Source organism: Blastococcus sp. TF02A-26 (assembly GCF_003319125.1).
Lineage (GTDB): Bacteria > Actinomycetota > Actinomycetes > Mycobacteriales > Geodermatophilaceae > Trujillonella.
Map to the genome: position 1 here is coordinate 41666 of NZ_QOHG01000011.1, position 25523 is coordinate 67188.

The 25523-nt window shown below is 73.6% G+C and carries 24 protein-coding genes; 19 read left to right on the forward strand and 5 right to left on the reverse strand.

All coding sequences use genetic code 11. The features are described from left to right. The first annotated feature begins 53 nt into the window (after positions 1-53). The 9 genes from DQ240_RS13660 to DQ240_RS13700 all read left to right on the forward strand — a co-directional run bounded on the left by DQ240_RS13660 (position 54) and on the right by DQ240_RS13700 (position 9635). Positions 54-1349, forward strand: coding sequence for an ABC transporter substrate-binding protein (locus DQ240_RS13660; RefSeq protein WP_199589293.1), 1296 nt, complete (start codon positions 54-56; stop codon positions 1347-1349). After that, a complete protein-coding gene (locus tag DQ240_RS13665) occupies positions 1349-2104 on the forward strand; it encodes an ABC transporter ATP-binding protein (protein ID WP_113840169.1) in 756 nt (251 codons plus the stop codon). The genes DQ240_RS13660 and DQ240_RS13665 overlap by 1 nt, the downstream gene beginning before the upstream one ends. After that, positions 2101-2814: an ABC transporter ATP-binding protein gene (locus tag DQ240_RS13670; protein ID WP_113840170.1), complete on the forward strand. Its 714-nt coding sequence runs from the start codon at positions 2101-2103 to the stop codon at positions 2812-2814. The genes DQ240_RS13665 and DQ240_RS13670 overlap by 4 nt, the downstream gene beginning before the upstream one ends. Beyond that, positions 2811-3680 (forward strand): branched-chain amino acid ABC transporter permease, encoded by an 870-nt coding sequence (locus tag DQ240_RS13675; RefSeq protein ID WP_113840171.1) that lies wholly within the window; start codon positions 2811-2813, stop codon positions 3678-3680. The genes DQ240_RS13670 and DQ240_RS13675 overlap by 4 nt, the downstream gene beginning before the upstream one ends. Further along, entirely contained in the window at positions 3677-4726 is a 1050-nt protein-coding gene (locus DQ240_RS13680; protein ID WP_199589294.1) for a branched-chain amino acid ABC transporter permease, read from the forward strand. Before DQ240_RS13675 ends, DQ240_RS13680 begins: the two co-directional genes overlap by 4 nt. 153 nt (positions 4727-4879) lie before the next feature. Continuing rightward, positions 4880-5767 (forward strand): helix-turn-helix domain-containing protein, encoded by an 888-nt coding sequence (locus tag DQ240_RS13685; protein ID WP_199589295.1) that lies wholly within the window; start codon positions 4880-4882, stop codon positions 5765-5767. Between the two features lie 132 nt (positions 5768-5899). Further along, a complete protein-coding gene (locus DQ240_RS13690; RefSeq protein WP_113840173.1) occupies positions 5900-7684 on the forward strand; it encodes an FAD-dependent monooxygenase in 1785 nt (594 codons plus the stop codon). Then, positions 7681-8568 carry a dioxygenase gene (locus tag DQ240_RS13695; protein ID WP_113840174.1) on the forward strand — a complete coding sequence of 296 codons (888 nt, stop codon included), beginning with the start codon at positions 7681-7683 and terminating at the stop codon, positions 8566-8568. The genes DQ240_RS13690 and DQ240_RS13695 overlap by 4 nt, the downstream gene beginning before the upstream one ends. Then, complete coding sequence (locus tag DQ240_RS13700) at positions 8565-9635, forward strand: maleylacetate reductase (protein ID WP_199589296.1); 1071 nt, start codon at positions 8565-8567, stop codon at positions 9633-9635. Before DQ240_RS13695 ends, DQ240_RS13700 begins: the two co-directional genes overlap by 4 nt. Positions 9636-9639: 4 nt before the next feature. Here DQ240_RS13700 and DQ240_RS13705 read toward each other — a convergent pair whose 3' ends face one another. From DQ240_RS13705 to DQ240_RS13715, 3 genes are read right to left on the reverse strand one after another with little or no spacing between them, the layout of a single operon-like run. Beyond that, the gene (locus tag DQ240_RS13705) at positions 9640-10041 is read right to left on the reverse strand and encodes an arsenate reductase ArsC (protein WP_113840175.1); all 402 of its coding nucleotides are present in this window, start codon (positions 10039-10041) and stop codon (positions 9640-9642) included. Continuing rightward, positions 10038-11156, reverse strand: coding sequence for an ACR3 family arsenite efflux transporter (gene arsB, locus DQ240_RS13710; RefSeq protein WP_113840176.1), 1119 nt, complete (start codon positions 11154-11156; stop codon positions 10038-10040). The genes DQ240_RS13705 and arsB overlap by 4 nt, the downstream gene beginning before the upstream one ends. Positions 11157-11161: 5 nt before the next feature. Beyond that, complete coding sequence (locus DQ240_RS13715; RefSeq protein ID WP_233498709.1) at positions 11162-11560, reverse strand: Rv2640c family ArsR-like transcriptional regulator; 399 nt, start codon at positions 11558-11560, stop codon at positions 11162-11164. A 48-nt stretch (positions 11561-11608) separates the two neighbouring features. On the opposite strand from DQ240_RS13715, the gene DQ240_RS13720 reads away from it, so the two are divergent. Next, on the forward strand, positions 11609-12031 hold the full coding sequence (locus DQ240_RS13720) for an ArsI/CadI family heavy metal resistance metalloenzyme (protein WP_113840177.1): 423 nt from the start codon (positions 11609-11611) through the stop codon (positions 12029-12031). Here the strand turns inward: DQ240_RS13720 and DQ240_RS13725 are convergent. Further along, the gene (locus tag DQ240_RS13725) at positions 11988-12809 is read right to left on the reverse strand and encodes an alpha/beta fold hydrolase (protein ID WP_113840178.1); all 822 of its coding nucleotides are present in this window, start codon (positions 12807-12809) and stop codon (positions 11988-11990) included. The genes DQ240_RS13720 and DQ240_RS13725 overlap by 44 nt on opposite strands. A gap of 39 nt (positions 12810-12848) precedes the next feature. After that, entirely contained in the window at positions 12849-14363 is a 1515-nt protein-coding gene (locus DQ240_RS13730; RefSeq protein ID WP_113840179.1) for an NAD(P)/FAD-dependent oxidoreductase, read from the reverse strand. 169 nt (positions 14364-14532) lie between these two features. Between DQ240_RS13730 and DQ240_RS13735 the strand changes: the two genes are divergently transcribed. The 9 genes from DQ240_RS13735 (at position 14533) to DQ240_RS13775 (ending at position 25485) form a co-directional block, all read left to right on the forward strand. After that, positions 14533-15399 carry a hypothetical protein gene (locus tag DQ240_RS13735; protein ID WP_113840180.1) on the forward strand — a complete coding sequence of 289 codons (867 nt, stop codon included), beginning with the start codon at positions 14533-14535 and terminating at the stop codon, positions 15397-15399. 97 nt (positions 15400-15496) lie between these two features. After that, the gene (locus DQ240_RS13740) at positions 15497-16582 is read left to right on the forward strand and encodes a pectin acetylesterase-family hydrolase (RefSeq protein WP_113840181.1); all 1086 of its coding nucleotides are present in this window, start codon (positions 15497-15499) and stop codon (positions 16580-16582) included. 151 nt (positions 16583-16733) lie between these two features. Then, on the forward strand, positions 16734-18674 hold the full coding sequence (locus tag DQ240_RS13745; RefSeq protein WP_113840182.1) for an MFS transporter: 1941 nt from the start codon (positions 16734-16736) through the stop codon (positions 18672-18674). A 183-nt stretch (positions 18675-18857) separates the two neighbouring features. Beyond that, positions 18858-20378, forward strand: a complete 1521-nt coding sequence (locus DQ240_RS13750; RefSeq protein ID WP_113840183.1) for an aldehyde dehydrogenase family protein — start codon at positions 18858-18860, stop codon at positions 20376-20378. A 140-nt stretch (positions 20379-20518) separates the two neighbouring features. Further along, positions 20519-22597, forward strand: coding sequence for an elongation factor G-like protein EF-G2 (locus tag DQ240_RS13755; protein ID WP_113840184.1), 2079 nt, complete (start codon positions 20519-20521; stop codon positions 22595-22597). 100 nt (positions 22598-22697) lie between these two features. Further along, a complete protein-coding gene (locus tag DQ240_RS13760; protein ID WP_233498710.1) occupies positions 22698-23345 on the forward strand; it encodes a CDP-alcohol phosphatidyltransferase family protein in 648 nt (215 codons plus the stop codon). After that, positions 23345-24322 (forward strand): DUF881 domain-containing protein, encoded by a 978-nt coding sequence (locus tag DQ240_RS13765; RefSeq protein ID WP_113840185.1) that lies wholly within the window; start codon positions 23345-23347, stop codon positions 24320-24322. The genes DQ240_RS13760 and DQ240_RS13765 overlap by 1 nt, the downstream gene beginning before the upstream one ends. Positions 24323-24325: 3 nt before the next feature. After that, a complete protein-coding gene (locus DQ240_RS13770) occupies positions 24326-24658 on the forward strand; it encodes a small basic family protein (RefSeq protein ID WP_113840186.1) in 333 nt (110 codons plus the stop codon). Next, positions 24655-25485: a DUF881 domain-containing protein gene (locus DQ240_RS13775; protein ID WP_113840187.1), complete on the forward strand. Its 831-nt coding sequence runs from the start codon at positions 24655-24657 to the stop codon at positions 25483-25485. Before DQ240_RS13770 ends, DQ240_RS13775 begins: the two co-directional genes overlap by 4 nt. Positions 25486-25523: the final 38 nt, after the last annotated feature.

The following is a 25523-nucleotide window of genomic DNA, read 5'->3' on the forward strand; positions in this document are numbered from 1 at the left end:
GTGGTCGCCCTCACACTCGGAGGCCGTCGCTCCCGTCCTCCGAAGGAGAAGCCGTGCACCGTCGCACCCTGCCCTGGGGGCCCCTCCGGGGGCTCGCCCTCGCCTCAGCCGGCGTGCTCGCACTCAGCTCGTGCGGCGGCGGTCTCGGCGACGACGACGCCGGAGGAGGTGACGGCGACACCCTGGTGATCGGCTACGTGACCCCGCAGACCGGGGCGCTGGCGCCCTTCGGGGAGGCCGACTCCTTCGTCGTCGACCAGATGACCGAGTACTTCGCCGACAACCCGATCGAGGTCGGCGGCACCAGCTACGACGTCGAGATCGTCGTCAAGGACACCCAGTCGGACTCCCGCCGGGCCGGCGAGGTCGCCGGTGAGCTGATCAACGACGACGGCGCCGACCTCATCCTGGCCGCCTCGACCCCCGACACGGTCAACCCCGTCGCCGACCAGTGCGAGGCCAACGGCGTCCCCTGCATCACGACCGTCGCCCCCTGGCAGCCGTTCTTCTTCGGTCGCGGCGGCACCGAGGACGAGGCGTTCGACTGGACCTACCACTTCTTCTGGGGTCTGGAGGACGTCGAGGCCGTCTACCAGGACATGTGGGGCCAGGTCACCACGAACCAGCAGGTGGGTGCCCTCTGGCCGAACGACCCCGACGGCAACGCGTGGAGCGGTGACTTCCCGGGCGCCGTCGACGCCAACGGCTACACCATCAACGACCCCGGCCTGTACGAGAACGGCACGCAGGACTTCTCCGCGCAGATCGCCGCCTTCCAGGGAGCCGACGCGCAGATCCTCGCCGGCGTCCCGATCCCGCCGGACTTCGCGACGTTCTGGCAGCAGGCCCAGCAGCAGGGCTTCCGGCCGGTCATCGCCACGGTCGCCAAGGCGATCCTGTTCCCCTCGGCGGTGGAGGCCATCGGCCCGTCGGCCGACGGCCTGAGCACCGAGGTCTGGTGGAGCCCGCAGCACCCCTTCACCAGCTCCCTCACCGACCAGAGCGCCCAGGAGCTGGCCGACGCGTACGAGCAGGAGACCGGCCAGCAGTGGACGCAGCCCATCGGGTTCGTGCACGCCCTCTTCGAGGTGGCCGTCGCGGCGCTGGAGGAGGCCGGCAGCACCGACTCCCAGGCCGTCGCCGACGCGCTGTCCGGACTCCAGGTGTCCACGATCGTCGGCGACCTGGACTGGACCTCGGGACCGGTGCCCAACGTCGCCAAGACCCCGCTGGTCGGCGGTCAGTGGCGGGCCGCCGAGGGTGGCGAGCACCCGTTCGAGCTGGTCGTCGTGAGCAACAGCGAGGCGCCGGAGATCCCAGCCGCCGGCACGGTGGAGCCGCTGTCCTGATGACCGCGCCCCTCCTGGAGGTCGCCGGGGTCGGGAAGCGGTTCGGCCGCCTCACCGTCCTCGACGACGTCTCCTTCTCGATCGCCCCGGGGGAGGCCTTCGGCATCGTCGGCCCGAACGGCGCCGGGAAGTCGACCCTGCTCAACGTCGTCAACGGCGTGCTGCGGCCCGACGGCGGCACGGTCCGCTTCGACGGCGCGGACGTCACCCGTGCCGACGCGGCGGCCCGCTGCCGCGCCGGCATCGGGCGCAGCTACCAGATCCCGCGCCCGTTCGGCGGCATGACGGTGTTCGAGAACGCGCTGGTGGCCGCGTCCTTCGGCGGCGGCCACACCGGTCGCGCGGCCGCCGAGGCCGCGCACCGCGCGCTCGAGACCGCCGGGCTCGCCGACGCGGCCAACACCCCGGCGGGGTCCCTGCGGCTGCTGGACCGCAAGCGGCTGGAGCTGGCCCGGGCACTGGCCACCGACCCCCGGCTGGTCCTGCTCGACGAGATCGCCGGTGGACTCACCGAGGCCGAGGTCCCGGCGCTGGTCGAGACCGTCCGCGACCTGGTCCGCGCCGGGGTGGCGGTCGTCTGGATCGAGCACGTGGTGCACGCACTGGTCGCCGTCGTCACCCGGCTGATGTGCCTCACCTACGGCCGGGTGCTGGCCGTGGGCGACCCGCACGCGGTGCTCGCCGACCCACAGGTGGTCGAGGTCTACCTGGGCTCGACGATCGCCGGCGACGACCCGGTCGTGGAGGAGACGTGAGCACCCCGCTCCTCGAGGTCGACGACGTCACCGTGGCCTACGGCGACCTGCCCGCGTTGCGCGGCCTGTCGGTCCGGGTCGCCGAGGGGGAGACGCTGGCCGTCATCGGGGCCAACGGCGCCGGCAAGTCGACCCTGCTCAAGACGATCGCGGGGCTGCTCCGGCCGCAGCGGGGCGACGTGCGGCTCGACGGGACGTCGCTGGACGGCGTGCCCGCGCACGTCCGTGTCGCCCGGGGCATCGCGATGTCCCCGGAGGGACGGCGGCTGTTCCCCAGCCTCACGGTCGAGGACAACCTCCGGGTCGGCGGTCACGCCCGCCGTCCGGGCCCCTGGGACCTGGCCCGTGTCTACGACCTGTTCCCGCTGGTGTCCGAGCGGCGCGCGCGGCCCGCCGCCAACCTCTCCGGAGGGGAGCAGCAGGCCGTCGCCATCGGCCGCGCGCTGATGGCCAACCCCCGCCTGCTCCTGCTGGACGAGGTGTCCCTGGGCCTGGCCCCGGTCGTGGTCGCGCAGCTGTACGCGGCGCTGCCCCGGATCACCGAGCAGGGCACGACCGTCCTCGTCGTCGAGCAGGACGTGAACCAGGCGCTCGCCGTCGCCTCCCGCGTGCAGTGCCTGCTCGAGGGCCGGACCGTCCTCGAGGCCGCCGCCGCCGACGTCGACCACGCGCAGCTCGCGGCGGCCTACTTCGGGGTGGAGGCGCGATGACCTGGGTCAACGCCGTCGTGCAGGGGATCCTGCTCGGCGGGCTCTACGCGCTGGTCGCGGCGGGACTGTCGCTGATGTTCGGGGTCATGCGCATCGTCAACCTCGCGCACGGGGTGCTGGCCATCGGCGCCGCGTACCTCGCCCTCGAGGTCGCCGACCGCCTCGGCTGGCACCCCTTCCTCTCCCTGCTCGTCGTCGTCCCGGTCATGGCGGCGGTCGGGTACGTGCTGCAGCGCGGGCTGCTGGACCGGGCCCTGCGCGGGGGCGAGCTCGCTCCGCTGCTGGTGACCTTCGGCCTGGCGATCGTGCTGCAGAACCTGCTCCTGGAGCAGTTCTCCGCCGACGCCCAGCGCCTGGACGTGGGGTCCCTCGGCACGGCCAGCATCCGCGTCACCGACGGCCTCTCCATCGGCTGGTTCCCGCTCCTCTCCGCGGTGGTCGGCCTGCTGGTGGTGGCCGGCCTCGGCCAGTTCCTCGCCCGCACGCGGACCGGCCGCGCCATGCGGGCGACCAGCGACGACCAGGAGGCGGCCCGCCTGATGGGCATCGACAACCGGCGGCTCTACGCCATCGCGACGGCGATCGCACTCGGCACGGTCGCGGTGGCGGGGGTCTTCCTCGGCTCGCGCACCACGTTCGACCCGGGCGCCGGGGCGACGACGCTGATCTTCGCCTTCGAGGCCGTCGTCATCGGTGGGCTCGGCTCCCTCTGGGGGACCCTCGCCGGGGGAGTGGTGCTCGGGGTCGCGCAGACCGTCGGGGCCGCGATCGACCCGGCCTACGGGATCCTGGCCGGCCACCTGGTCTTCCTCGTGGTCCTGGCCGTGCGCCCCCGCGGCCTGCTCCCCGCGGCGGTGGCCCGGTGACCCGGGTCGAGCCCGCGGCGCGCGGTGCCGGGCAGGACGCCGTCCCGCCCTCGGCGGGGTCGGGCGGCGTCCGGGTGCGGCGCAGCGGCCCGGCGGCGTGGATCGGTGGCGGCGTCCTGGTGGTCGCCGTCGCCGTCCTGGCCTACCTGCCCTACGTCTCCTCGCGGGGCACCCAGATCGACCTGGTCGGCCTCTTCTCGCTGATCGTGCTCGGCACGATGTGGAACCTCCTGGCCGGCTACGGCGGCATGGTGTCCATCGGCCAGCAGGCGTGGATCGGGCTCGGCGGCTACGGCCTGGTGTACCTCGCCGGGACGCTCGGCCTGGACCCCTTCGTGTCGATCCCGCTCGCCGCCCTGGCGTGCGGGCTCGTGGCGTGGGCGACGTCCTACCTCGCGTTCCGGCTGTCCGGCGGCTACTTCGCGATCGGCACGTGGGTCATCGCGGAGGTCGTGCGGCTGCTGGTCATCCAGGTCGACGAGGTGGGCGCGGGATCGGGTGCCTCGCTGACCGCGTTCAGCGGCATCGACCCGCAGTACCGGATCGCCTACGTCTACTGGGTCGCGCTGGGGGTCGCCGTCGTCGTCGTGCTCGCCGTGTACCTGCTGATGCGCTCGCGCATCGGGCTCGCGCTGACCGCCATCCGCGACGAGCCGACCGCGGCGGGCTCCTCGGGCGTCCCGGTCACCCGCGCCAAGCGCCTGGTCTTCGTGCTCGCGGCCGTGGGCTGCGGACTGGCCGGCGCGGTGATCGTGGCCAACACGCTGCGGGTCCAGCCCGGCTCGATCTTCAGCGTCGACTACTCGGCCACGATGATCTTCATCGTGGTCATCGGCGGCCTCGGCACGATCGAGGGCCCGATCATCGGCGCGGTCGTCTACTACCTGCTGCAGGACGGCCTCGCCGACCTGGGCAACTGGTACCTGGTCGTCGTCGGGGTCATCGCGATCGCCGTCACGCTGCTGGCGCCCAAGGGCCTGTGGGGGCTCACCCGCGGCCGGCTGTCGGTCTTCCCGACCGGGTACCGGGTGGGACGGGGGACCTGAGCGGCCCGGAGGCCCACCGCCCCACGCGGGACACGATCGGAGGACGGACGGCACGGGCGACCGTCCGATCGGGGTCCGGCCTGCGCCGGCGCGCCTATCCTGTGGTGCGAGCCACACGACGAGCGCGCACCCGGTTGGCCAGAAGGACGGTCCGTGTCGAGTGAACTAGGCCTTGCGCACACCAACGGCATCCTCCGGCAGCCGTGGGTGGAGCCCGAGCGGACCAGCGCCGGCCTGGGGTGGGACAGGCAGTACCTCTCCGTCCAGCGGGAGCGCCCGTACAGCCAGTCGTTCGCGGCCGCCGACACCCACCTGGTGATCCTGCACCTGGATGGCCCGGTGGTGGTCCGACGAGGCCAGGGGCGCGCGAGCCGGTCCCGGGAGGTGCCCGCGGGCGGGCTGTTCATCCACCCGGCCGGGCGGGACCTGACCGTCGAGCTCGGTGGCCTCCTGCACACCGCGCACCTCTACCTCAGCGACGAGGTGCTCCAGGACGCCGCGGGCGGTGACCAGCCGGCGGAGCTGGCGGAGGAGCTCGGCACCAGCGACCGGCTGCTGGAGCAGCTGGTCCTGGCGATGGACGAGACCCTCCGCGGCTGGCAGCCGGCCGCCCGGACCTACGTCGACCAGCTGGGCACCATGGTGGCCGCTCAGCTGGTCCGCCGGCACGGCACCGCCCGGGCGGCCCAGCACGCCGCCGACGACCGGTCGACGGTCGGGCTGAGCGACCGCCAGTTCGCCGCCGTGCGCACGGTGATGGAGGACCGGCTGGCCGAGCCGGTACCGCTGGCGGAGCTGGCCGCGGTCGTCGGGCTGAGCGTCAGCCAGTTCAGCCGGCAGTTCAAGGCGCGCACCGGCCTGGCGCCGCACCGGTTCCTGCTGGGCCTGCGGGTGGACTCCGCCTGCCGGCTGCTCCGCACGAGCCGCACCCCCATCGCCGAGGTCGCCGTCCGGTGCGGGTTCTCGCACCAGGAGCACCTGACCCGCGTCATGCGCGCCCACCTGGACACCACGCCCGGGGCGGTCCGGCGCGGAGCCTGACCGGCCGCCTCGCCGGCCTCCGCCGCGCGCGTTTCGTGCAGCGAAGACGGCCGGATCATGCAGGAGCTCCTCCTCGGCGCGCCGCACACTCGCAGACGAGCTGTGACCCGAGCGACAAAGGAGAGCCACCCCATGGCAGACCTCGACACGGACGTCCTCGTCGTCGGCAGCGGCCCGGCCGGGTCCGCGGCGGCGCTGGCCCTGGCGACCTACGGCGTGCCGACGACGGTCATCACGAAGTACGGCCGGCTGGCCGACACGCCGCGGGCGCACATCACCAACCAGCGCACGATGGAGGCCCTCCGCGACCTCGGGGTGGAGGAGGAGGTGATGGCCGAGGCGACGCCCCAGGAGCTGATGGGCAACCTCGTCTACTGCACGTCCATCGCCGGGGAGGAGCTCGGCCGGCTGCACAGCTGGGGGACCCGGCCGGACCGGTTCGCCGACTACTCGGCGGCCAGCCCCTCCCGGATGTGCGACATGCCGCAGGACCTCATGGAGCCGGTGCTGCTCCACAACGCGCAGTCCCGGGGCGCGCGGGTCCGGTTCGACACCGAGTACCTGTCGCTGCAGCAGGACGACGACGGCGTGACCGTGCGGGTGCGCGACCGCCTGCGTGGTGACGAGTACGACATCCGCGCCCGGTACGTCATCGGTGCCGACGGGGGCCGCAGCCAGATCGCCGACGACATCGGCCTGCCGCTGCGGGGGCAGATGGGTGTCGGCGGCAGCATCAACATCGTCTTCGAGGCCGACCTGTCCCACCTCGTCGCCGACCGGCCCTCGGTCCTCTACTGGGTGCTCCAGCCCGGCGCCGACGTCGGCGGCATCGGCGCGGGCCTGGTCCGCATGGTGCGGCCGTGGCACAAGTGGCTGATCGTCTGGGGCTACGACATCAACGGCCCGGCTCCCGACCTCACCGAGGAGTACGCGCGCTCGATCGTCCACAAGCTGGTCGGCGACGACTCGGTCGAGGTGTCGATCAGCTCCAGCTCGGCGTGGACGGTCAACCACATGTCCGCCGAGCGCTACTCCGCCGGCCGGGTGTTCTGCGCCGGGGACGCGGTCCACCGGCACCCGCCGTCGAACGGGCTGGGCTCCAACACCTCGATCCAGGACGCCTACAACCTGGCGTGGAAGCTGGCGATGGTCGTGAAGGGGCAGGCCGGTCCGGGGCTGCTGGACAGCTACACGGCCGAACGGGCGCCGGTCGGCCGGCAGATCGTCGACCGGGCCAACCAGAGCATCGGCGACACCGCCCGCATCTTCGACGCCCTCGGCCTGCTGGACACCGCCGACCCCGAGCTGATGGTCGAGCACATGGCCGCCCGCAAGGACGCCACCCCGGAGGCGGAGAAGCAGCGCGCGGCGCTGCGCGAGGCGATCGCCTTCAAGGACTACGAGTTCAACTGCCACGGCGTCGAGATGGACCAGCGCTACGCGTCCTCGGCGGTGGTGCCCGACGGGACGCCGCCGGAGCAGCCGCTCCGGGACCCGGAGCTCTACTCCCAGGCGACCTCGCGCCCCGGCGCGAAGCTGCCGCACGCCTGGCTGACCACCGACCACCGGCGCCAGATCTCCACCCTCGACCTGGGCGGGCACGGGCGGTTCACGGTCTTCACCGGGATCGGCGGCGACAGCTGGGTGCGCGCGGCGGAGGTCGTGGGGGAGCGGCTGGGGGTCGAGGTCGCGGCCGCGGTGATCGGTCCCGGTCGGCGCTACGACGACCTGTACGACGACCTGTACGGCGACTGGGCCCGGGTCCGCGGCATCGATGACGGCGGCGCCCTGCTGGCCCGCCCGGACAACTACGTCGCCTTCCGCTCCGCCCGGGCCGTGTCCGACGCCGAGGCCGAGGCGCAGCTGGAGCAGGCGCTGCGCGCCGTGCTCGACCGCCCGGCGGGCCTGCCGGCATGAGCGACGTGCAGCTGTTCAGCGAGGAGGCCTCCGCGGAGGTGGTGGCCGCCAGCTTCCGGCACACCCCCGATCCACGCCTGGAACGGGTGCTGACCTCGCTCGTGCACCATCTGCACGCGTTCGTGAAGGACGTCGAGCTGACCCAGCAGGAGTGGGAGTCCGCGGTCGACTTCCTCACCCGCACCGGGCACACGAGCAACGAGGTGCGCCAGGAGTTCATCCTGCTGTCCGACGTCCTGGGGGTCTCGATGCTCGTCGAGACGATCAACCACCGGACCGGCGGTGCCGCGACGGAGTCGACCGTGCTCGGGCCCTTCCACATGGTGGAGTCACCGGCGCGCGCACTCGGCGACGACATCGCCCTCGACGGCAAGGGGACCCCGTGCCTGGTGTCGGGGCGGGTGACCGGTCCCGACGGAGAGCCGCTCGCCGGCGCCTCCGTCGACGTGTGGCAGGCCAACGAGGACGGCTTCTACGACGTGCAGCAGCCCACCGTCCAGCCGGCGGGCAACCTGCGCGGGCTGTTCCGCACCGACCAGGACGGGCGGTTCTGGTTCCGGTCGGTCGTGCCGCGCTACTACCCGATCCCCGACGACGGGCCGGTCGGGGAACTGCTGACGGCCACCGGGCGGCACCCGAACCGGCCGGCGCACCTGCACTTCATCGTGGCGGCCGAGGGCCACCGGCCGGTGACCACGCACGTGTTCGTCGCCGACTCGCCCTACCTGGACTCCGACGCCGTCTTCGGCGTGAAGGGGAGCCTCGTCCGGGAGGTACCGGAGGTCGACGACCCGGCGCGGGCCGCGGAGGCCGGGCTGCCCAACCCCTTCCGGACGCTCACGGTCGACGTGACGCTGCTGCGGACCGTGGAGGAGCCGTCGTGATCGCCCCGTTCACCTACGAGGCGCTGCCGATGCGGGTGCTGTTCGGCGCCGGCTCGCTGGACCGGCTGCCGGCGGAGGTCGACCGCCTCGGACTGGACCGGGTGCTGGTCCTGTGCTCACCCGAGCAGGAGGACACCGGCCGGCAGGTCGCCGCCGCGCTGGGGAGCCGGGCCGCCGGCGTCCTGGCGGAGGCACGCATGCACGTGCCGGTCGAGGTGGCCCACCGGGCCCGCGAGGTCGCGGCGCAACTCGGGGCCGACGGGTGCGTCACCGTGGGCGGCGGGTCGGCGGTCGGGCTGGGGAAGGCGATCGCGCTCGAGCACGGCCTGCCGATCATCGCCGTCCCGACGACGTACGCCGGCTCGGAGATGACGCCGGTCTGGGGGCTCACCGAGGGCGGCGCCAAGCGCACCGGCCGCGACCTCCGGGTGCTGCCGAGGGCCGTCGTCTACGACCCGGCGCTGACGCTGAGCCTCCCGGCGCAGCTGTCGGCCACGAGCGGCATGAACGCCGTCGCGCACGCCGTCGAGGGGCTCTACGCCCCGGACGCGACGCCGATCGTGTCGCTCATGGCCGAGGAGGGGGCCCGCGCCCTGGCCGCCGCTCTCCCACGCGTGGTCGCCGACGGTCAGGACGTCGACGCCCGTGGTGAGGCGCAGTACGGCGCGTGGCTGTGCGGTGCCGTGCTCGCCGCGACGACCATGTCGCTGCACCACAAGCTCTGCCACACCCTCGGCGGCACGCTCGACCTGCCGCACGCGCAGACGCACACCGTCGTGCTGCCGCACGCGCTGGCCTACAACCAGCCCGCCGCCCCCGGCGCGGTCGCCGCGCTCTCGCGGGCGCTCGGTGGGGTGGCGGACCCGGCCCGGGCGCTGTGGGAGCTCGCCGGCCGGCTCGGAGCCCCGCGCTCGCTCGCCGAGCTGGGCATGCGGGAGGACGACGTCCCGCGGATCGCCGAGCTCGCGGTCGCCAGCCCGTACGCCAACCCGCGCCCGGTCACCCGGGACGGTGTCGAGTTCCTCCTGCGGGCCGCGTGGGCGGGGGAGGAGCCCAGCTCGCCGTAGTGGCTCAGCGGGCCCGCAGCTCGGCGAGCAGCGCCCGGATGCGCGCCTCGATCTCGTCGCGGATGGGGCGGACGGCGTCCACGCCCCGGCCGGCCGGGTCGTCGAGCGGCCAGTCGAGGTAGCGCTTGCCGGGGAAGACCGGGCAGGCGTCGCCGCAGCCCATGGTGATCACGACGTCGGAGACCTCGACGGCCTCGGTCGTGAGCACGGTCGGCACCTGGTCGGTGATGTCGATCCCGACCTCGGCCATCGCCTCGACGGCGGCGGGGTTGATCCGGTCGGCGGGCAGCGAGCCGGCGGACCGGACCTCGACGGTGTCGCCCGCCAGGGAGCGCAGCCAGCCGGCGGCCATCTGGGACCGCCCGGCGTTGTGCACGCAGACGAACAGGACGCTGGGTCGGGTCACGGGGCGCTCCGGGCGGGATCGGGGACGGTGGGATCGCCGGGGAACCACCGGCGGGCGGCCCACAGGGACGCCGACACCAGCGCGACGAGCACCGGGACCTCGATGAGCGGCCCGACGACGCCGGCGAGCGCCTGGCCGCTGGTCATCCCGAAGGTGCCGATGGCGACGGCGATGGCGAGCTCGAAGTTGTTGCCCGCGGCGGTGAAGGCCAGCGTCGCGGTCTTCGCGTAGCCCAGCCGCAGCCGCAGCCCGAGCAGGAACGAGCCGCCGAACATCAGGGTGAAGTAGGCGAGCAGCGGCAGGGCGATCCGGGCGACGTCCGCGGGCTGCGAGGTGATCGCGTCGCCCTGCAGGGCGAACAGCATCACGATCGTGAAGAGCAGGCCGTAGAGGGCGACCGGACCGATCCGGGGGAGGAACCGGCCCTCGTACCAGTCGCGACCGCGGGTGCGCTCCCCGACGGTGCGGGTCAGGAAGCCGGCCACCAGCGGGATGCCGAGGAACACCAGGACGCTGAGCACGATCGCCCCGACGCCGAACTCCGCCGAGGTGGTCGACAGGCCCAGCCAGCCGGGCAGGACCTGCAGGTAGAACCAGCCCAGGGCGGCGAAGGCGACGATCTGGAACACGGAGTTGATCGCGACCAGCACCGCAGCGGCCTCGCGGTCGCCGCAGGACAGGTCGTTCCAGATCAGCACCATGGCGATGCAGCGGGCCAGCCCGACGATGATCAGGCCGGTGCGGTACTCGGGCAGGTCGGGCAGCAGCAGCCAGGCCAGCGCGAACATCAGCGCCGGGCCGAGCAGCCAGTTGAGCACCAGGGAGGCGACCAGGAGCGTGCGGTCGCCGGTCACCCGGTCGAGCTCGGAGTACCGGACCTTGGCCAGCACCGGGTACATCATCAGCAGCAGGCCGATCGCGATCGGGAGGCTGACCTCACCGATCCGGACGGCGTCGAGCGCGCCGTCCAGGCCGGGCACCAGGCGGCCCAGCCCCAGGCCCAGCGCCATCGCGGCGATGATCCACACCGGCAGGAAGCGGTCCAGGGTGGACAGCCGGGTCAGCACCGGCGCGGACGCGGCGCCCCGGGCGTTCCTGGAGACGAGATCGCTCATCGCCGTCAGCAGCAGTCCGGGTCGAGGACCCGTGCCAGGGCGCCCAGCGCGTCGCGGTGGGCGCGGTAGTACACGTTCATCCCGCGGCGCTCCCCGGAGACGAGCCCGGCCTTCTTCAGCTGCCCCAGGTGGTGGGAGACGGTCGCCTCGGTCAGCCCGACCGCCGGGGCGAGGTCGCACGTGCAGACCTCCTGCTCGGCGAGGAGCAGCGAGAGCAGCCGCAGCCGGGCGGGATCGGCCAGCGCCTTGAGCCGGACGGCGACCTCGACCGCCGAGTCCTCGTCCATCGGCGAGGCAGCGACCGGCGCGCAGCAGACCGGCGCGGTGGCGTCGATGACGGGCAGGGCCTTGGGCATGACGGCGATCGTGCCCACCTTCTTGACGAATGTCAAAGAGGTGGGCACGGTGGTGTCGTCACCCCTTCGACGTACGTCTCAGACCCAGGAGTGCCCGTGTCCCGCATCCAGCTCGCCCTGGACGTCGACGACCTCGACGCCGCCGTCGCCTTCTACCGCGCCCTGCTCGGCACCGAGCCGGCCAAGCGCCGGCCCGGGTACGCCAACTTCGCGGTCGCCGACCCGCCGCTCAAGCTGGTCCTGCTGGAGAACCCTGGGCGCGGCGGGGTGCTGAACCACCTCGGCATCGAGGTGGAGGCCACCGAGCAGGTGCGGGACGAGATCGCGCGGCTGTCCGGCGAGGGCCTGGTCGCCGACGAGGAGATCGGCACCACCTGCTGCTACGCCCGGCAGGACAAGGCCTGGGTCACCGGCCCCGACGGCGAGCGGTGGGAGGTCTACACGGTGCTGGCCGACAGCGACACCTTCGGAGCCGTCAGGTCTGCTGGAGCAGGGAGTGCTCCGCCAGGAACGCGGTGACCGGCCCGACCACGTCGTCGGGCCGCTCCATGTGCACGCAGTGGCTGGACCCGGGGCCGGTCAGCAGCTCGAAGCGGGCACCGGGGACGGCGTCGGCGACCTTCCTCGCCTGCCAGGGCGGGGTCAGCAGGTCCTGCTCGCCCACGAGCACCAGGGTGGGGGCGGTGATGCCGCCGAGCCGGTCGAGGGTGTCGTGCGCCAGGTCGGCGTCCCACTGCTCGACCGTGACCTGCATCTGGTCCTCGTCCTGCGGGAACGCCGGCAGCATCGCCCCGAGCATCGCCTCGAGATCCGGGGAGTCGAGCAGCTGCGGGGAGAAGGCCAGGCCGGCGGTCGCCAGCGCCGTCTCGAGGTCGCGGTGCACGTAGGGGTACCGCAGCGCCGCGAGGACGGACCGCTGGAAGCCGTCGCACCGGCCCCAGGTGGCGTACATGACCGCGCTGGCGACCTGCTCGGGGTGGGCCAGCGCCAGCTCCTGGACGACGGCCGAGCCCAGCGACCAGCCCATGACGTGCGCCCGGGGGATCTCCAGCGCCTCGAGCAGGGCGGAGGTGTCCTCAGCCATCGATGCCACCGAGATCGCGCCCTCGCCGCGCCCGCTGCCGCCGAGCCCGCGGTTGTCGAAGGCGATCACCCGGAACCGCTGGGACAGCCGCTGGACCATCTCCCCCCAGAGCAGGATCGACCCCGACGTCCCCATGACCAGCAGGAGGGGGTCGCCCTCTCCGCTGATCTCGTAGTTGAGCGGGACTCCGGTCCGGACGGCGACCTGGGGCATGAGGGCTCCTCGCGGGTGGGTCGGGGCGGTGGGGGAGTGTCAGCGGTAGACGAGCGATCCGTCGTCGAGGTCGACCTTCGGCAGGATCTCCATCTCGGCCGCGTGCTCGAGCATGTGGATCCACGGCTCGCGGTCGCCCTGCTTGAACAGCACGTGCTGCGAGCGCATGACGTAGCCGGCGTTGAAGTCCTCCGGGTCCGACCACGGGCGCACCTGCATGCCGGCGTCCTCGTCGCGCAGCGTCGGGACCACCATGGTCGCGTCCTTGAGCTGCATGGTCTCCATCAGCCGGATCACCAGGTCGCTGACGAGGTCGACGCGCAGCGTCCAGCTGTGCCGGAAGTACCCGAAGACGTAGGCCATGTTCGGGATGCCGCTGATCATGATGCCGCGCCAGGTGACGCGTTCGGGGAAGTGCACCGCCTCGCCGTCCACGGTGAAGGCGACGTCGCCGAAGACCGACAGGTCGAAGCCGGTGGCCGTGACGACGACGTCGGCCTCCAGTTCCTCGCCGGAGCCGACCCGGATCCCCGTCTCGGTGAACGTGTCGATGGTGTCGGTGACGATCGAGGCCTTCCCCTCCCGGAGTGCGGCGAACAGGTCGCCCTCGGGGACGATCGCGATGCGCTGCTGCCACGGGCGGTAGCGGGGGGTGAGGTGCTTCTCCACGTCGAAGCCCTCGGGCAGCAGCGGCCGCATGGACTCCATGAGGAAGGTGTGCAGCTCGTCGGGCGCCTCGTGCGCCAGCCGGGCCAGCTCGTTGAACTGTGCGGTGTAGGCGCGGCGGAGGATCTCGTGCGTCCAGTCCTCCGGGATGTCCAGCTGGCGCAGCGTGACCGCGAGCTCGTGCGTGAGCGGCGGGGCGAGGAAGTAGGACGGCGAGCGCTGCAGCATGGTCACGTGCTCGGCCTGCTGCGCGATCGCCGGGATCAGCGTCGCGGCGGTGGAGCCGGACCCGATGACGACGACGCGCGTGCCGGTCAGGTCGAGGTCCTCGGGCCAGTCCTGCGGGTGCACGACCCGGCCCGCGAACCGCTCCATGCCCTCCCACCGCGGCTGGTGCGGCTCCGCGTGGTTGTAGTAGCCCTGGCACATCCACAGGAAGTCCGTCGTGAACTGCAGCTCCTGCCCGGTGTCGAGCCGGGTGACCTGCACCGTCCACCGCCGGTCCCCGGTCGACCAGCTGGCCGCCGTCACCTTGTGCAGGTAGCGGATGTGCGGCGCCAGGTCGTCCTCGGCGATGACCTCGTCGAGGTAGGCGAGGATCTCCCCGCCGGCGGCGATGGAGGGGCCGCGCCAGGGCTTGTGCCGGTAGCCGTAGGTGAACAGGTCGCTGTCGGAGCGCACCCCCGGGTACCGGTGGGTCCACCACGTGCCGCCGCGCGCGTCCTGGGCGTCGAGCAGCACGAACGACCGGTCGGGGAAGCGTTCCCGCAGGTGGTGTGCGGCGCCGATGCCCGAGACGCCGGCCCCGACGACCAGGACGTCGACGTGCTCCCGGGGAGGCGCCTGCCCGCCCTGCTCCGGGAGGGTGCGCTGCTCGGTGGCGGTCATGGCAACTCCCACCCTTCGTGCTGTGGTGTGCATCACAGACGCTACTCAGCCGGCCGGCCCGGGACAGCCCTGCGGCGGCTCCTTCCCGTCGCTGTCGCCGGGGGCATAGCGTGACCGCCGGTCGGGCGGCCCGTCCGGGCCCTGCGGTCGGTGCGGTGAGGTGGGGGCGATGGCCGGGAACGTCCACGGGGACATCCGGCAGGTGCGGCCGGAGGACTACGCGGAGGAGCTGCGGGCCCGCTGGGGCGCGCTGCTGAGCTACCGCTACATCGGCCGCGCCTTCGCCGGGATGAACACCACGGCGGTGGACGAGACCGTGGCGCTGCGGCACGACATGCGCAACGCCGCCGGCGGGGTCCTGGCCGCTCCGCTGGCGATCACCTGCCCGGCCGCCGGGGGGAGGTCGGACCTCCAGACGGTGCCCAACCCCGTCGTCCACTCGCTCCAGGTCCTGGACGACGCCCGCGGCGTCCGGCGGATCGAGGTGGTGGACGTGGTCTCGCTCAAGACCGGCCGGACCATGGAGTTCGGCCGGGCGCGCATCGTCGACGCCGACGACCACGACCGGGTCATCGCGCTCGTCGAGTCCCAGGGGGCCTCCATCGGCGAGGTGCCCGAGGGCCTGCAGCGCTTCGACGACGACGCCGTGATGCACGTCGAGGACTCGCCCGACCTGCCCCCGCTGTGGCAGGTGTTCGGCGCCTCCCGGCGGGCGGACGGGCACTGGCAGCTGCCGCACCTGCGGGGGGAGCTCGCCTCCCCGGACGCCGCGCTGCACATCGGCCCGCAGCACGTCGTCCTGGAGACGGCCGCCATCGAGGCCGCCTCCGCCGTGGTCGGCACCGACCGGCTCCAGGTGACCAGCGCGCACGTCATGTTCCTGGCCCGCGGCAAGGAGGGGCCCTTCCGGGCCGACGCCCGTGCGGTCCGGGGCGCCGGGGACGGAGGGCCGGTGGGGGTGCAGCTCACCCTGGTCGACGAGGGCTCCGCCGGCCGGGCGGTCACCGCGGCGTCCTACGCGTTCCAGGTGGTCTGACGGCCGGCGGACGGGACCGCGGCCTGCGCGGTCCCGTCCGTGCGCCACGTCACAGGGGCTGCGTTCCGGCCCCGGACCGTCCGGCTACAGTCCGCCCATGTTCCGGCGCCTGTTGCCCCCTGTTGTCGCCGCGTTAACCCTCTCCGGGCTCGCGGCCTGTTCCGACGACGACTCCTCCGGCGGCGACGCCGCGTCGACGGCGGCTCCCGAGATCAGCGCCGCCGAGGAGATCTCCTGGGAGAAGGTCGAGGCCCCGTCCGACTGCCAGTGCAGCGACGCCACCGAGTACCACTACTGGGTCCACCAGGGCGACGCCGATCGCGTCGTGTTCTTCCTCGAGGGCGGTGGCGCCTGCTTCAGCGCCGAGACCTGCGCGCCCGGCGAGGGCGCCACGTTCACGCCGAACCTCCAGGAGTACGACGGCGAGCCCCGCGGGGACGCCGGCATCCTCGACCTCTCCAACCCGGACAACCCGCTCGCGGGCGCCAGCATCGTCTACGTGCCGTACTGCACCGGTGACCTGCACCTGGGCACCGCGACGCACGACTACGGCAACGGCGTCGTCGTCCAGCACAAGGGCCGCACCAACGCCACCACGGCGCTGGAGGACATGGCCCAGCGGTTCCCCGACGCCGAGCAGGTGATCGTGCTCGGGCAGAGCGCCGGCTCGGCAGGGGCCCCGCTCTACGGTGGCCTGGCGCACGACCTGCTGCCCGACGCCCAGATCAGCGTCGTGGCCGACGCCTCGGGGGCCTACCCCGGCGACGAGGCGATCACCACCGCCATCGGCGGGCTGTGGGGCATCTTCGACGGGCTCCCGGACTGGCCGGAGGCCGCCGGCGACCCGCCGGCCGCCTGGTCGCTGCCGGCGCTGTTCGTCCAGACGAGCGAGCACGTGCCCGGCATCCAGCTGGCCACGATCAACACCGAGGACGACGAGGTGCAGCGCCGGTTCTCCGATCTCATCGGGTTCTCCGACACCCCGCTGGTCGACATGATCGACGAGAACAACGCGTTCATCGAGAGCTCCGGCGTCGACCTCGACCACTGGGTCAGCCCGGGGGACACGCACGTCCTCTCCGCCGGTGACGAGCTGTACGAGACCGAGGTCGACGGCACCCGGCTGATCGACTGGATCGCCGACTTCCTGGCCGGCGAGGACGTCGGGGACGTCCACAGCTGATCGATCCGCACACCCCGTCGGGGGCCGTTCCGGGAGCGTTCCGGAGCGGCCCCCGACGTCGTCCGGGGCGCCTGCTTTGCGCGGCCGGGCCCGGATCCCTATCGTTCCGCCGCGGTGTGGCCCATGCCACACACCCGGAGAAGGGACGTAGATGAGCTCCACGACCGTGCCGTCGCTGCGCGACGAGGGCCTCCCCGCCGGCCGACGGGCCGGCATCTGGGACCGCCAGCTGCAGCGCTACCCCGAGAACGGGCCGCGCTCGCTGTACCTCGGCATCACCGTGCTGGCCACGATCATCCTGTACTACGAGCTGTACGTCGGCGGGTCGGTCGCCACCCAGATCATCGCCGACCTCGACTTCTCCTTCACGCTCTACGTCTTCGTCTCCGTCATCGGCAACCTCGTCGGGGCGTTCGCCTCGCTGTTCGCCGGCCTGGCCGACCGGTGGGGCCGGGCCAACCTCGTCGTCTACGGCCTGCTGGCCACCGGCCTCATCACCCTGGCCGGGCTCCCGCACGCGGGCGACAAGACGCTGTTCACCGTGCTCTTCGCCCTGCTGAGCTTCGTCGAGGGCGTCGTCCTGGTCGCCACGCCGGCGCTGATCCGCGACTTCTCCCCGCAGGTCGGCCGCGGCGTGGCGATGGGCTTCTGGACCCTCGGGCCGGTGCTGGGCAGCCTGGTGGTCACCCTGGTCTCCAGCAACACCCTCGACAGCCACCCCGACTGGCGGTTCCAGTTCTACGTCTGCGGGATCGCCGGGCTCGTCGTCTTCGTCATCGCGTTCATCGGGCTGCGCGAGCTGTCCCCGGCGCTGCGCGACCAGCTCATGGTGAGCATGCGCGACCGGGCGCTGATCGAGGCGCGGGCCGCGGGGATCGACCCGGAGAAGGCGCTGCAGGGCCACTGGAAGCAGATGCTGCGCTTCGACGTCGTCGGCTCGGCCTTCGCGATCAGCGTCTTCCTGCTCCTGTACTACATCCTCGTCGGCTTCACGGTCGTCTACTTCGCGACCGTCTACGGCTACTCCGAGGCCCGCGCCAACGCCCTGGCCAACTGGTACTGGATCACCAACGCGATCGCGCTGGTCGTGACCGGCGTGCTGACCGACCGGTTCCGCGTCCGCAAGCCGTTCATGGTCCTCGGCGCGGCCATCGGCCTGGTCGGCAGCGTCCTGTTCGCGCTGTCGGCCACCGACCCGGACACCAGCTACCACACCATCGCGTTCTACTTCGTGCTGTCGGCGGCCGGCGGCGGCATGGCCTACGTGGCGTGGATGGCGAGCTTCACCGAGACCGTCGAGCGGCACAACCCGGCCGCCACCGCGACCGGCCTGGCCATCTGGGGCTGGATCCTGCGGCTGGTGGTCACCGTCTCCCTGGCCGTCTTCACGCTCGTCGTCCCCGCCACCTCGGTGCTGGTCGACAAGGCCGAGCCGATCCAGGAGATGCAGACCGAGCACCCCGAGGAGTTCGCGATCATCACGGGCATCGACCCGGAGCTCGCCGAGCGGGTGCAGAGCGACCCCACCGACGCCGACGCCCTCGGCACGCTCCTCGGCCAGGTCGCCACGGTCCAAGGGGCCGACGCCGACACGGTGCAGGGGATCGCGGGCGTCTCGGAGCAGCTCGTGACCGCCCAGGCGATCGAGCCCGACACGCTGTCGGCCCTGCAGGCCGACCCGACCGACGCCACGGCGATCGGCGCGGCGGTCGGCCAGATCGAGGACGGCCTGGGTGTCGACTCCGCGGCCGCCCTGCAGCGGCTGATCGACCTGTCCGGCGCCGACCCCGAGGCCCTGGAGGCCGGCGCGCGCTACGGCGCGGACCTCACGGCCGCCTCGGGCACGTTCACCGAGGAGCAGCTGGACTACCTGGCCGCGAACGGGCCGGAGGTGGCCGAGGCCGCCGACGACAACCCGGGGCAGTGGCAGACCTGGTGGTGGGTCTGCGTCGCCGGGCAGATCGTCTTCCTGCCGTTCGTGTTCGTCCTCGCCGGCCGCTGGAGCCCGCGCAAGGCCCGGCAGGACGAGGAGGAGCACGAGGCCCTCGTCCAGCGGGAGCTCGCCGAGCTCCAGGGCGACCGGGTCGGCTGAGCGCCGTCCGCGGGGAGTGCCGGACGCGGTGCGTCCGGTGCTCCCCGCGGGCGGGGCGGACCGCGGCGGTCGCGGACCTTGTCAGGCCTGTGACGACTGTTACACACTTGCCGAACTGTCGATGGATCGCGGTCCGGGACCTCCGGCGCGGCGCGACGTCGTCCGACCTGTGGGAGCAAGTAGATGACAGCGGTGCAGAGCGAGTCCGGGGTCCTGGCCGGTGAGGAGCGCATCCTCATCGACGGCGAGCTGGTGGAGACCGCCAGCGGCGCCAAGTTCGACGTCGAGAACCCGGCCCTCGGCGAGATCGCCGGCCAGTGCACCGACGGCACGCCCGCCGACGTCGACCGCGCCGTCAAGGCCGCCCGGCGCGCCTTCGAGCAGACGAACTGGAAGCGCGACGTCGAGTTCCGCTACCACTGCCTGATGCAGCTCCACCGCGCGCTGGAGGAGGAGCAGGAGCGGCTGCGGCGGATCGTCGTCACCGAGACCGGCACGCCGATCATGGGCACCTACGGCATCCAGATCGCGCATCCGGTCGAGGAGTCGGCCCACTGGCCCGAGTTCGGCCGGACCTTCGAGTACCTGCGCGAGCTCGGCACCGACACGGCCATGGGCATGAGCTCCCGCCGCGTGATCCAGTACGACCCCATCGGCGTCGTCGCGGCCATCACCCCGTGGAACACCCCGCTGTACCTGAACATCGCCGAGTCGGTGCCGCCGCTCATGGCCGGCAACGCCGTGGTGCTCAAGCCGGCCCAGCTCACCCCGTGGATGGGCACGGAGCTCGGCCGCATCGTGGCCGAGAAGACCGACATCCCGCCGGGCATCTTCAACGTGGTCGTGGGCGAGTCCAACGAGGTCGGCGGCGCGCTCGCGGCCCACCCGGACGTCGACATGGTGACCTTCACCGGCTCCACCGCCGTCGGCCGCTCGATCCTGGCCGCCGGCGCCTCCACGGTGAAGAAGGTGATGCTCGAGCTGGGCGGCAAGTCCAGCCTGATCGTCCTCGACGACGCCGACCTCATGTCGGTCCTGCCCACCGCGGCCGGCACCGCCTGCTTCAACTCCGGTCAGAGCTGCACGCTGGCCAGCCGCATCCTGCTGCCGCGCGCCCGCTACGAGGAGGGCATCGCGATCCTCAAGGGCGCGATGGAGATGATGCCGTACGGCGACCCGTGGAACCCCAACAACATCCAGGGCGCCCAGATCAGCCGGACCCAGCAGCAGAAGGTCCTCGGCCTCATCCAGGACGGCATCGCGTCCGGCGCCCGGCTGGTCACCGGCGGCGAGGCCCCGGCCGACCTGCCCGGCTACTTCACCAAGCCGACCGTGCTGGCCGACGTCGACCCCAGGTCCCGGATCGGCCAGGAGGAGATCTTCGGCCCCGTCCTCACGGTGACGCCCTACGACACCGAGGAGGAGGCGATCGCCATCTCCAACGACACCATCTACGGCCTCTCCGGCGAGGTCGCCAGTGCCGACGAGGACCGCGCTCTCGAGGTGGCCCTCCAGATGCGGGCCGGCACGATGGTCGTCAACGGCGGCTCGTACTTCGGGCTCAAGACCCCGCTCGGCGGCTACAAGCAGAGCGGCCTGGGCCGGCGCAACGGCTCCTGGGGCTTCGAGGAGTACCTGGAGATCAAGGCCATCGGCCTGCCGATCCGCGACGGCGAGCCCAGCGGCCCGCGGGTCGTCGACTGAGGTAGGGCAGCGCTGCGCCGCCGGACCCAGCCGGGTCCGGCGGCGCAGCAGTGTCCGGGGGCTCTTGCCCGCGACGCGGCGGTCCGGGCAGGGTGTGACCCACACCACACCAGCCAGTCGCTGCCGCGTAGGAGCCCGCCATGGCCAAGGAGACCGCCCCCGCACCCGACCCGCGAGCCGCCGAGCGGGTCCGCAACGTGGCGCTGGTCGGCCACGCCGGAGCGGGCAAGACGACGCTGGCCGAGGCGCTGCTGGTCGCCGCCGGCGCCCTCCCGCGGGCCGGGCGGGTGGAGGACGGCACCACCTGCCTGGACAGCGAGGAGGTGGAGGTCCGGCTGCAGCGCTCCGTCGGGCTCGGTGTCGCCACCGTCGAGCACGACGGCCACCGCATCACGCTGCTCGACACCCCCGGGTCCCCGGACTCGGTGGGCGAGCTCCGGGCCGGCCTGCGCGCGGCGGACGCCGCCCTCTTCGTCGTCTCCGCCGCCGGCGGGGTCGACGCCGCGACGGTCCAGCTGTGGGAGGAGTGCGCGGCGGTCGGCCTGCCGCGGGCCGTCGTCCTCACCCAGCTCGACCGCTCCCGCGCCGACGTCGACGACACGGTGCGCGCGTGCCAGACGATGCTGGGGGAGGGGGTGTTCCCGCTGCACCTGGTGCAACGCGGTGCCGACGGCGGCGTCCGGGGGCTGGTCTCCCTGCTCGAACCGCACCCCGACGCCCCCGACGAGGCCGAGGCCGACCGGCTGCGGGCCGAGCTGATCGAGGCGGTGATCGGCGAGAGCGAGGACGAGACGCTCATGGACCGCTACCTCGCCGGCGAGGAGCTCGTGGTCGCCGACCTCGTCGCCGACCTGGAGACCGCGGTCGCCCGCGGCCACTTCCACCCGGTGCTCTGCGTGTCCCCGCTGACCGGCGTCGGCGTCCCGGAGCTGCTCGACCTGCTCGTCGCCGCCTTCCCGTGCCCGAGGGAGCACGGGTGCCCGGCCGTCACGCGGCCCGACGGCCGGCCCGCGCCGGCGCTGGCCTGCGACCCCGACGGGCCGCTGGTGGCCGAGGTGGTCAAGACGACCACCGACCCCTACCTCGGCCGCGTCTCGCTGGTCCGCGTCTTCTCCGGCACCCTGCGACCGGACACCGCCGTGCACGTCTCCGGGCACGGCCTGGCCGACCGCGGTCACCCCGACCACGACGTCGACGAGCGGGTCGGGGCCATCTCCGCACCGCTGGGCGCGGTGCTGCGGCCGGTCGCCGCCTGTCCCGCCGGCGACGTGTGCGCGGTGGCCCGGCTGACGTCGGCCGAGACCGGCGACACGCTGTCGGCCCCGGACGACCCGTACCTGATGGCGCCGTGGGAGCTGCCGGTGCCGCAGCTGCCGGTGGCGATCGAGGCCTCCTCGCGGGCCGACGAGGACCGGCTGGCCACCGCTCTCGGGCGGCTCGCCGCCGAGGACCCGACGGTGCGGGTGGAGCGGCCGCAGACCACCGGACAGCTGCTGCTGTGGTGCGTGGGGGAGGGGCACGCCGAGGTGCTCCTGGACCGGCTGCGCACCCGGCACGGCGTCGCCGTGGCCACCGTGCCGGTCCGGGTGCCGCTGGTGGAGACCCTCGCCGGCCCGGCACGGGTCACCGGCCGCCTCGTGAAGCAGTCCGGCGGCCACGGGCAGTACGCCGTCGTCGTGGTCGAGGCCGAACCGGGGCCGCCGGGGTCGGGGATCGTCTTCGAGCAGCGGATCGTCGGCGGGACCGTGCCCGGCCAGTACCACGGCAGCGTCGAGAAGGGGATCCGTGCCCAGGCCGCCCGCGGGGTGACCGGCGACCGCCCGATGGTCGACGTCCGCGTCACGCTGGTCGACGGCAAGGCGCACTCGGTCGACTCCTCCGACGCCGCCTTCCAGTCCGCCGGCGCCCTGGCGCTGCGCGAGGCCGCCGCGGCGGCCGGCACCCGGGTGCTCGAGCCGTGGTGCGAGGTGTCGGTCGTGGTCCCCGGCGAGTACGTCGGCCCGGTCATGAGCGACCTGGCCACCCGGCGGGCCCGGGTCACCGGCACCGAGCCCGATCCCGAGCGCGACCGGACCACGGTGCGCGCCGAGGTGCCGGAGGCGGAGCTGCTGACCTACGCCGGGGCGCTGCGCTCGGTCTCGCACGGCACCGGCTCCTTCACCCGGTCGCCGCTGGGCCACGAGCCCGCGCCGGCCTCGCGGCTGGCGGTGCCCGCCTAGCGTCGGGGCTCGCCGTGCGCCGGCGAGCGGTGAGGGGGAGGGGGTCCGTCGACTAGCCTCGGCAGCGCAAGTCCTGGGCTGTCGGTCGGGCGGAGGATCGGTGACGTCGTCGAACGGGTCGTCCGTGCCCGCCGTCGACCGGGTGACCGACCGCAACGAGCTCCCCGAGCGGGTCTGGACCCTGCCGAACGCGCTGTCGGTGCTGCGGCTGCTCGGCGTGCCGCTGTTCCTCTGGCTGCTGCTCGGCCCCGAGGCCGACGGGTGGGCCGTCGCGGTGCTGATGGTCTCCGGCGTCACCGACTGGGCCGACGGCGCTCTCGCCCGGGCGCTCGGGCAGTACAGCCGCCTCGGCGCGCTGCTGGACCCGGCGGCCGACCGGCTGTACATCGTGGCGACGCTGGTCGCGTTCGTGATCCGCGACGTCGTCCCGCTCTGGGTGGTCGCGGTGCTGGTCGGCCGGGAGCTCGTGCTCGGCGTGATGCTGCTGGTGCTGCGCCGGTACGGGTACCCGCCGCTGCAGGTGCACTACCTGGGCAAGGCCGCCACCTTCATCCTGCTGTACGCCTTCCCCGGCCTGCTGCTGGCCGACGGCGACGGGACCCTGGCCACCGTCTGCCAGCCGATCGCCTGGGCGCTGACGATCTGGGGCGGCGTCCTCTACGTGGCCGCCGGCGTCCTCTACGTCGTCCAGGTCCTGGGACTGGTCGCCGCCGAGCGCCGTGCGGCCGCCGCACAGGGGACACCGTGATGACCACCCCGGGGGGCGGGCTGCGCTCCGCGGGCGCATCCCTGCTGGACCAGGTGCTGGCCGAGACGCTCGACCCCGCCTACGCCCAGGCCGCCCGCGCGCGCGAGGGCCGCCCGGAGCAGCCGGCGCGGCGCACGTGGGGCCGCGTCGCGGTCGCGCTCGTCATGGTCGCGGCCGGTCTGCTGGCCGCCGTGACCTACCACCTGACGGCGGCCGGGGCCGAGGGCCGCCAGGAGGTCCGGGCCGCGCTGATCGCCGACATCGACGACGCGCAGGACGTCACCGACGCGCTGGCGGCCGACCTCGAGGAGGCCCGCGCCGCGGTCGCCACCGCGCAGGAGTCCGCGCTCACAGCCTCCGCCGAGGGGCGGGAGGTGCTGGGGGCGCTGGACGCCGCGGAGCAGATGGCGGGCACCGTCGCCGTCACCGGGCCGGGCCTGCTCGTCACCCTCGCCGACGCCGAGGCCGAGGCCGAGGACGACCCGGTGGGCGGGGACGCCGAGGCCGACCCCCGCGGCCGGATCCGCGACGACGACATCCAGGTCGTGGTCAACGCCCTGTGGGCCGCCGGCGCCGAGGCCGTGAGCATCAACGGCCAGCGGCTGAGCGCCACGACCGCGATCCGCTTCGCCGGCGAGGCGGTGCTGGTGGACTTCCGGCCGGTCACCAACCCCTACGAGATCAGCGCCATCGGCGATCCGCAGACGCTGCGCTCGCGGTTCCTGACGGTCCCGGAGGTCATCGGCCTGGCCGGGACGTCGGAGGCGTTCGGCCTGCGCTTCGACTTCGCCGAGCGGGACGAGCTGTCGCTGCCGGCCGGGCGGACCCCTCAGCTGCGGTCGGCCGGGCTCGTCCCCGAGGAGCCCGCGACGGAGGGCACCGCGACGGAGGGCGTCCCCGAGCCGGACGCCCCGCCACCGGCCGGGACCGCTCCCGGCGGACCCGGCACCACCCCCGACCCGACCCCCGGAGGCTGACCCGTGATCCCCGTCCTCGGGCTGGCCGTCGGCGTCGTGCTCGGTCTGGTCTTCGACCCGACCGTCCCGCTGTGGCTGCAGCCGTACCTGCCGATCGCGGTCGTGGCCGCGCTCGACGCGGTGTTCGGCGGCGTGCGGGCCCGGCTCGACCGGATCTTCGACGCCAAGGTCTTCGTGATCTCGTTCGTCTCCAACGTGGTCGTCGCGGCCCTGATCGTCTACCTCGGTGACCAGCTCGGGGTGGGGGCGCAGCTGTCCACCGCCGTGGTCGTCGTCCTCGGCATCCGCATCTTCGGCAACGCCGCGGCGATCCGCCGGCACGTGTTCCGGGCATGAGCGGCGACCCGCGCCCCGAGGAGACGCCGGAGGGGGCGCCTGCGACCCCGCCGGCGGAGCCGGCCGTCGCCGCCGACGACACCCCGGCCCCGGCGGACGACCCGACGCCTCCCGCCGACCCGACCCCCGGCGCCGGGCCCGCCCCGCGCCGCCGGCGCGACCCGATGGCCGCGGCGCTGATCGGCGTGCTGACCCTGCTCCTCGGCTTCGCCTTCGCCGTCCAGGTGCGGGTCACCGACACCGAGCAGGCGCTGACCGGCGCCCGCGAGGAGGACCTGGTCCGCATCCTCGACGAGCTCGAGTCCGAGGAGGCGCGGCTGCGCGCCCAGCTCGCCGACCAGCGCGCGGCCCTGCGCGACCTGAGCGACTCCGACAGCCGGGCCGACGCGGCGCTGGAGGAGGCGCAGCGGCGTGCCGACGCCCTGGCCATCCTCAACGGCACGGTCGCCGCGGAGGGACCGGGACTGCTCATGACCATCCGGGACCCCGAGGACGAGGTCCGCGTCGCCGACCTCCTGGGCGCCATCCAGGAGCTGCGCGGCGCCGGCGCGGAGACCATGCAGGTGGACGGCGTCCGGATCGGCGTCACCTCCGCCGTCACCGGCTCGCCGGGGGACCTGGGCATCGACGGGCAGGAGATCTCCACGCCCTTCGAGATCGTGGTGATCGGCTCCCCCCAGGACCTCGAGACGGCGATGAACATCCCCGGCGGGGTCGTGGACACCGTGAACCGCCGCGGCGGCAGCGTGGTGATCGCCCAGGCCGAGCGGGTCCTGGTCGACGCGTTGCGACCGCTGGAGACGCCTCAATACGCTGAGCCGGACTGAGCAGGGACCACCCTCCTCCCCACGCCACGCTCCGCGCG